The sequence below is a fragment of the Acinetobacter sp. UBA5934 genome (genome assembly GCF_002430855.1).
Taxonomy (GTDB): domain Bacteria; phylum Pseudomonadota; class Gammaproteobacteria; order Pseudomonadales; family Moraxellaceae; genus Acinetobacter.
This window is the reverse complement of the sequence record NZ_DJDC01000202.1, coordinates 25,297-32,058: the sequence shown is the minus strand read 5'-3', so window position 1 is coordinate 32,058 and position 6,762 is coordinate 25,297. Positions and strand designations below refer to the sequence as shown.

Below are 6,762 nucleotides of genomic sequence, written 5' to 3'. Positions count from 1 at the left end.
TGCGGCGCCTATACAAAGCTTGGACTGGCGTCAGGAAAAATCGATTGGTGATGTGCCTAAAAATATCGAATATCTGATTGTGGACGCCCCTGGAGCTTTATCTGGCGAACATGCCGAACAGTTGGTTAGTGAAGCGCAAGCCATTATTACTCCCTTACAGCCTTCCTTTTTTGATACTGAAAGTACGCGCCGTTTCCTTAAACACTTACAAGATATTAAGCGTATCCGAAAAGGCAAGGTGCAGATTTTACTGTTAGCCAACCGGGTCAAAGCCAATAGTGCCAGTTCTAAAGATATACAGGATTTTTTCCAGAAAATCGAACAGCAGCCGGTAGCCTGGATTTCCGAGCGAACGGCCTATGCCCAGCTGGCCATGCATGGACTCAGCATTTTTGATAAAACCCAAAAAAACTATTTGGCCATGCAAGAACAATGGCAACCGCTGTTAAATGCGATTGTTGATGATCCCAGTGCCTGGTTCTAATTGCATTCAATTGATACCATGAAAGCTTGAGTATAGAAACGTGCAATAAATATTCATCACAACTTACCCTGCTCTCGTTCTCGGGAGCTTTTTTTTCGGTTAAGATGGACTCCGAACTTAGGAATAGTCAGTGAATTCAGTGCAACATTACGCGCCCACATTACAAAAGGTTTTATTATTTGGACTGTTTTTTGTCCTGATGTATTTGAGTTTTCATGTGCTCAAATATTTTATTGTACCTGTGGTTTGGGCGGCAATTATTGCCTATGTCACCTGGCCGCTGTATCAGTCAGTATTACGCATGTGTGGACAGCGTCCTACCCTGAGTGCCACAGTAATGATTCTTTCTGTGGTTTTAGTTCTGGGCTTACCGATTATTTTTGCAATTTTCATGTTGCAACATGAAGGGCGAAATCTGTATTACGAATTACAGAAACAGGTCTTTTCCGGTCATCTGAATGTGCCTGACTTTGTTCGGCAGCTGCCTTTTATTGGCAAAGAAATTTCACGTACCTTAAGAGAAATTAATCAGGACCCGAACAGTATTGTTCAGTCAGTTTCTTTATGGGTTCAGGGTCATTTAAATTATGGTAAAGCAGTACTGAACGAAGTCAGTAGAAACATGATCAAGCTCTGCTTTGCGATGATGTCGCTATTTTTCTTCTACCGTGATGGTCACACCATTTTAAATCAGGTCAGCAAAGCCCTGGAAATGGTGATTGGTCCGCGTATTCATCATTATTTAGAGACCATTTCTGAAACCACCCGTGCCGTGGTCTATGGTGTAGGACTGACCGCCATTGCCCAATCGTTTCTGGCAGGCATCAGCTATTTTGTGGCCGGTGTGCCTAATCCGATGGTACTGACCATTATCACCTTCCTGTTGGCACTGGTTCCTTTTGGACCTCCGGTTGCCTATACTTCTATTTCGCTGTGGTTATTTTCTCAGGGACAAACTGTTGAGGCGATTGGGGTTATGGCATGGGGCGTGTGTATTGTCAGCACCGCAGATAACGTGATTCGTCCATTGGTGATTTCCGGCGCTACCCAGATTCCCTTCCTGCTGATTATGTTTGGGGTACTGGGCGGTCTGGCCAGCTTTGGTATGGTGGGATTATTTATAGGTCCGGTCATTTTGGCCGTATTACTGGCAATTTGGCGTGAATGGCTGCATGAAAACAATGAAACTGAAGGTTTGATGATGCCCAAAGCCACGCTCGCCCATGATATTGACAATGAAACCCGTCATCCTAATTAAGTTGGCAAGCTTAAGTTAAGAAACCTATACATTCCAATACTTAAATCACATGGTCTTGTATGGATTACTTTGTTTCAATGGTGCCAATTATAAGAACATCAGGATGTTTCTGGTTATGAAAACACTATTCAAACAAAGTGTAATGGCAACACTGGGTGCAATATTCTTGGCCGGTTGTACAGGCCCCATGCCCATAGAGGAACATACAGGTCACCGTGTAACGGTCAATGCCGTAACCGCACAAGGGATCGGTGATAAGATCGGAACAGTAGAATTACTGGATAGCCCGTCCGGGCTGGTGATTAATACCAATTTACGTGATCTGCCACCTGGACCTCACGGTTTCCATATTCATGAAAAAGGTTTCTGTGGCCCAGCCGAAAAAGATGGCAAAGTGGGTGCAGCTCTTGCCGCTGGTGGACATTTCAACCCAAATCAGGCACCACATCATGGCACGCCTCTCACTGGTCATATGGGTGATTTACCCCTTATTACGGTGGATGCTTCCGGTAAATCCCAAGAACATCTGGTTGCGCCACGTTTAAAACTGGCTGATGTTCAAGGCCTGGCGATTATGATCCATGCCGGTGGGGACAACTATGCCGATCAGCCCAAACCTTTAGGCGGTGGCGGAGACCGAATTGCCTGTGGTGTGATTCAATAACTTGCCCACAAAATCATAGACTACAAAAGCAGGCATGTTGCCTGCTTTTTTTGTTATAAGCTTAAACATAAAAGATTAAATTGCGCCACGCTAACGAGGTTAAATTGACAGCACAGATAAAAAAGCTCACGCTGTATTCTCACAATAATTGATCTTTAGAAAAATCGTGAATAGCCTGAAAGACTTCATTCAACGCTTTAAATCCAATTCCATTCTGATCTACTGCTTGCAAATTTTCATTGTTCTGACTGGAACCACCTTAGCTTTATTATTTTTAGGTTATGAGTCCTTAATTGTTCCGGTGACGCTGGGTGCCATTGCTACTGCCCTGACCGACTTTGATGACCGCCTGAGTATTCGCCTGCGCAATCTGGTCTATGTCTGCATTCTGTTTTTTGGCGTCAGCAGTATTCTTGAATTTCTTTATCCTTATAAACTACTTTTTATTCTGTATTTATCCCTCTCTAGTGCCGCTTTTATTTTAATGGGCGCACTGGGACAGCGTTATGCCACCATTTCCTTCGGTACTATTTTGCTGTCTATTTACACCATGTTTGGACTGGGTGAATATAGCCAGTGGTATCAGCAGCCGAGCTATTTTGTACTGGGTGCGCTGTGGTATGGCCTGACCTCAATTATCTTTTATTTGCTCAAACCCACACAGGCTGTACAAGACAATTTGGCTGCCAATTTCAATGCCATTGCTGAGTTACTGTTGGCTAAAGCCCGTCTGTTTGATCCCGATAATACCGACAATATTGAACCGCTGCTGTATGAACTTTCATTGAAAAACAGTGAAGTGGTGCAAAGCCTGAATACCACCAAGGCATCCTTACTGACCCGGTTAAAAGCTTCGCGTGCCAATAAAAACACCATTTACTGGCTCAATTTGTATTTTCTGGCGCAAGACATTCATGAACAGGCAACATCAAACTATCTACATTACGAAAATATTCATCAAAACTTTAGCCGTACCGACCTGATTTTCCGGATTCAAAAGAATGTAAAACTGCATGCTCTGTCCTGTCAAAAACTGGCGCAGGATATTCTCGCCCATCAACGTTACCAATCGAATCCAGATACGGATATTGCCATCGCCAATTTAGAAAACTCGATTAATTTATGGATAGCTGAAAATCCGCAGAATTTAGAAGTGAAAAACCTGCTGCTGATTTTGCGTAATTTGAAAAAAATTCAGGAACAGTTTTTAAATTTAAGTCATGAGCAAAACAATTATCGTCAGAATTATTTACAGCATCAGGAAAACCTGAATCTGCTGGATGATGATATTCATGATCTACCGGATTTATGGCTCAAGCTGAAACAACATCTCACCCCAAATTCAGCGCTGTTCCGGCATGCAGTTCGGATTGCCTTTGTTTTTGCCGTGGGTTATGCCATCTCCTTAATGCCATTTGCTAAAAATGGCTACTGGATTTTACTCACCAGTTTATTTGTCTGCCAGATCAGTTATTTCGCCACCAAAAGCCGTTTAAAACTGCGGACTTTAGGCACGGTTTTAGGGGTACTACTCGGTATTCCACTATTGTATTTTGTGCCCAGTATTGAAGGCCAACTGGTACTGACCATTATTTTCGGGGTGTATTTTTTCTATCTGCGCTCCAAAAAATATGCCATGGCGACACTGATGGCCACCTTAATGGTGCTGCTGATTTTCAACTTAAAAGGTGCCGGTTATGCCATCATTTTACCGCGCATTATTGATACCCTTTTAGGCTGTCTGATTGCCTGGTTTGCGGTGAGTTTTATCTGGCCCGACTGGAACTTCCGCAATATTTCCAGCACCATCAAAAAGGGCAATCAAGCGACACTAGAGTATTTCGATGCGGTAGTAAAGCAGTACCAATTCGGTAAAAACAACAGTCTGGATTACCGTCGTGCGCGTCGTACCGCCCACAATGCGCAAATCGAACTGTCCAGCATGATTTCCAGTCTCAGTACTGAACCAAATCCCAATCAGGCATTGATTCATTCCGCCTTTCGCTATCTGGTGTATAGCCACAGTCAGCTCAGTTATGTTTCGGCTTTGGGTAGTCACCGCGAGCAAGTTCAGGATGCACAAGTACTGGATTTAATGTTGTGGTGTAAAGACACTTTGTTCGCCGTACTGTTACAGCAACAACCTTTAGATTCAGACAAAATTCAAGACAAGCTCAATCAAATTAAGCAAATGAGTGGGCAAGAAAACCTGTCTGAAAATTTATTACTGGTGCTGAAACAGATTAGCTTATTACTCGAAACACTGCCTGAACTGTTAAAGCTAAGAACCGAATTATGGACGCAGGAAATAAAATAATCCGAGCTAAATGCTTGGTTATAAGTATTTGATATATTTTAAAAATACATCAAATTTTAATTCACCCCTGCGGCAATATTAAGTACACTCAGGGGTTCATTCTCATTGATTTAAACATGACCATGAATATTCAAACTTTACGTATTGTCGGTCTTTTAGAAGGTATTTCCTTTCTGCTGCTTCTTTTTATCGCGATGCCGATGAAATATATGCTGGATAATCCAATTTTAGTGAAATATATCGGTATGGGGCATGGTGTACTGTTTATTCTATTTTTAATTGTTTTATTTACTGTGTGCGAAAGACAGAAATGGTCAATTAGCATGTTTATTTTGGGTTTAATCGCATCCATTTTACCGTTTGGCACTTTTGTTTTTGATCGCAAATTAAAGCGCTTTGAACAGCCGATCGCTGAATCAAAGGCATAGTTTTTTATTTAAGAGCTATTTCCTTTTTAGCGAATAATAAGGCTCCCCCGCTCATCCCTTACAGAATATGTTTCATCTTCTACAAGAAGAAAATGCTTATTTCAAAGCGGTATATTCCCCTCCTTTCAGGAGATGAGCAGCCCTGCTGCGCAAGGGAGAGGTAAAATTATGATTAACCTCTCGCCTTGCGGAATATTCCTCATCTTCCACAGGGAGAAGGAGCTTTTCCTAAAACGTCCCACTCTGTTTACGTTCTTTTAAAATCTCTTTCAGCATCGCTCTCGGGAAACTAAACCACAGCGCAATTAAAATAAAACAGGCCACCGCATAAGCCCAAAGATGGTATTGCTCATACATCATCCGAACCAGTTCAATAATAATAAAGAAGCTGAACATCAACAGCATCGAAATGGCGGCTGCAACAGTCCCTTTGGAAACTTCCGATGACATCAATGCAAAACGGTACAGCACTGAAAAACTGATGCCTTCACCAAAGCTGATTAAGGCCATGCCTGCAATTAAGCACCAGATCAGATCATCCTGCCAGATCATCCCGGCAAGTAACACTAGGGTTCCGAGTAACATGATCGGCAAGCCTATCAGCACCGATTTTCCCAACGCCAGTTTGTCGATAATTTTAATCAGCACGATATTACCGACAATCAATCCACCCAAAACTGGAAATTGTGCCAGGCCATATTGCATGCTGCTAAAACCCAACTCTTCCACCAATATCACTGGTGAAAGTGCAATCCATAGCATCAATGGCATACTGACCATCGGCAAGGCTAAAGTCATGGCTAAAAAACGTTTATTTTTATAGATCTGTTTAAAGTCATCCAAAATATAACTGAGCGGCTGTTTTGGAATGCTCACCTTTGTATCGGGCATTTTGGCTTTAAGCCCAAACCAGCTTAAAAAAGCCAACAAAGCAATGCCAATAAAACCCCAATGCCATGACACATGATCAATCATAAATGCCCCCACCACAGGGCCGAGTAATGGCGCAAGCAGTGAAATATTGGCCATCAGCGCCATGACTTTAATCGCGTCACGTTCTTCAAAGGTTTCCTGAATAGCAGCATAACCGACAGCGGAAATAACGGTTAAGCCTATCCCTTGTAAAAAGCGTAAGGCTAAAAAGCTTTCAATATTTTTCGTCAGTAAAATCAGTAGGCAGCACAATACAAAAAACAGTACCCCTGCGAGCAGCACTTTTTTTCGTCCCAGTCGGTCGGACAATGGACCCAGCAACCAGGCCACACATGCCCCGCCGAGCAGATAAAACGACATGGAAGATGGTACCCATGAACTGCTTACGCCAAAGTCTTTGGTAATGGCGAGCATGGCAGGCTGGACCAAGTCATTGCCGATATAGACGGAAAATTCAAACAGCACCAATGCCAATGGAAACATCAGCGTGGCACGGTTTAAGGTGGCAGTTTTAACTTTTTGCATTGTTTTTCTACATATATTTAACGCTTGTAGAGCTACGCACTATTTTTAGGGGGAGAAGCGTCAGCTCAATGACAAGCATTGAATGTTTAAATTAAATTTCGGAAATGCACTGAGTTATAAGTGACTTAAAACAACGTATTCACAAGCTGTCTA

At 42.6% G+C, this 6,762-nt stretch carries 6 protein-coding genes; 5 read left to right on the top strand and 1 reads right to left on the bottom strand.

Features of this window, described 5'->3' with window-relative positions; translation table 11 throughout:
• The 5 genes from B2Y23_RS15305 to B2Y23_RS15285 all read left to right on the top strand — a co-directional run.
• Positions 1–484 (top strand): ParA family protein (locus B2Y23_RS15305; protein ID WP_291371744.1); only part of this gene is annotated, 484 nt, incomplete at its 5' end.
• Positions 485–614: 130 nt separating this feature from the next.
• The gene (locus B2Y23_RS15300; protein WP_291371742.1) at positions 615–1,742 is read left to right on the top strand and encodes an AI-2E family transporter; all 1,128 of its coding nucleotides are present in this window, start codon (positions 615–617) and stop codon (positions 1,740–1,742) included.
• Between the two features lie 115 nt (positions 1,743–1,857).
• Positions 1,858–2,406 carry a superoxide dismutase [Cu-Zn] SodC gene (gene sodC, locus B2Y23_RS15295; RefSeq protein WP_291371741.1) on the top strand — a complete coding sequence of 183 codons (549 nt, stop codon included), beginning with the start codon at positions 1,858–1,860 and terminating at the stop codon, positions 2,404–2,406.
• Positions 2,407–2,572: 166 nt separating this feature from the next.
• Positions 2,573–4,723 carry a YccS family putative transporter gene (yccS, locus tag B2Y23_RS15290; RefSeq protein ID WP_291371739.1) on the top strand — a complete coding sequence of 717 codons (2,151 nt, stop codon included), beginning with the start codon at positions 2,573–2,575 and terminating at the stop codon, positions 4,721–4,723.
• Between the two features lie 122 nt (positions 4,724–4,845).
• On the top strand, positions 4,846–5,151 hold the full coding sequence (locus B2Y23_RS15285) for a DUF3817 domain-containing protein (RefSeq protein ID WP_291371766.1): 306 nt from the start codon (positions 4,846–4,848) through the stop codon (positions 5,149–5,151).
• 228 nt (positions 5,152–5,379) lie between these two features.
• Here B2Y23_RS15285 and B2Y23_RS15280 read toward each other — a convergent pair whose 3' ends face one another.
• Entirely contained in the window at positions 5,380–6,609 is a 1,230-nt protein-coding gene (locus B2Y23_RS15280; RefSeq protein WP_291371737.1) for an MFS transporter, read from the bottom strand.
• Between the last annotated feature and the right edge of the window lie 153 nt (positions 6,610–6,762).

What these genes read in the sequence shown, in the direction of transcription:
- sodC (WP_291371741.1), top strand. Translation starts at nt 1,858, where the DNA reads ATGAAAACACTATTCAAACAAAGTGTAATGGCAACACTGGGTGCAATA.
- B2Y23_RS15285 (WP_291371766.1), top strand. Translation starts at nt 4,846, where the DNA reads ATGAATATTCAAACTTTACGTATTGTCGGTCTTTTAGAAGGTATTTCC.
- B2Y23_RS15280 (WP_291371737.1), bottom strand. Translation starts at nt 6,609, where the DNA reads ATGCAAAAAGTTAAAACTGCCACCTTAAACCGTGCCACGCTGATGTTT.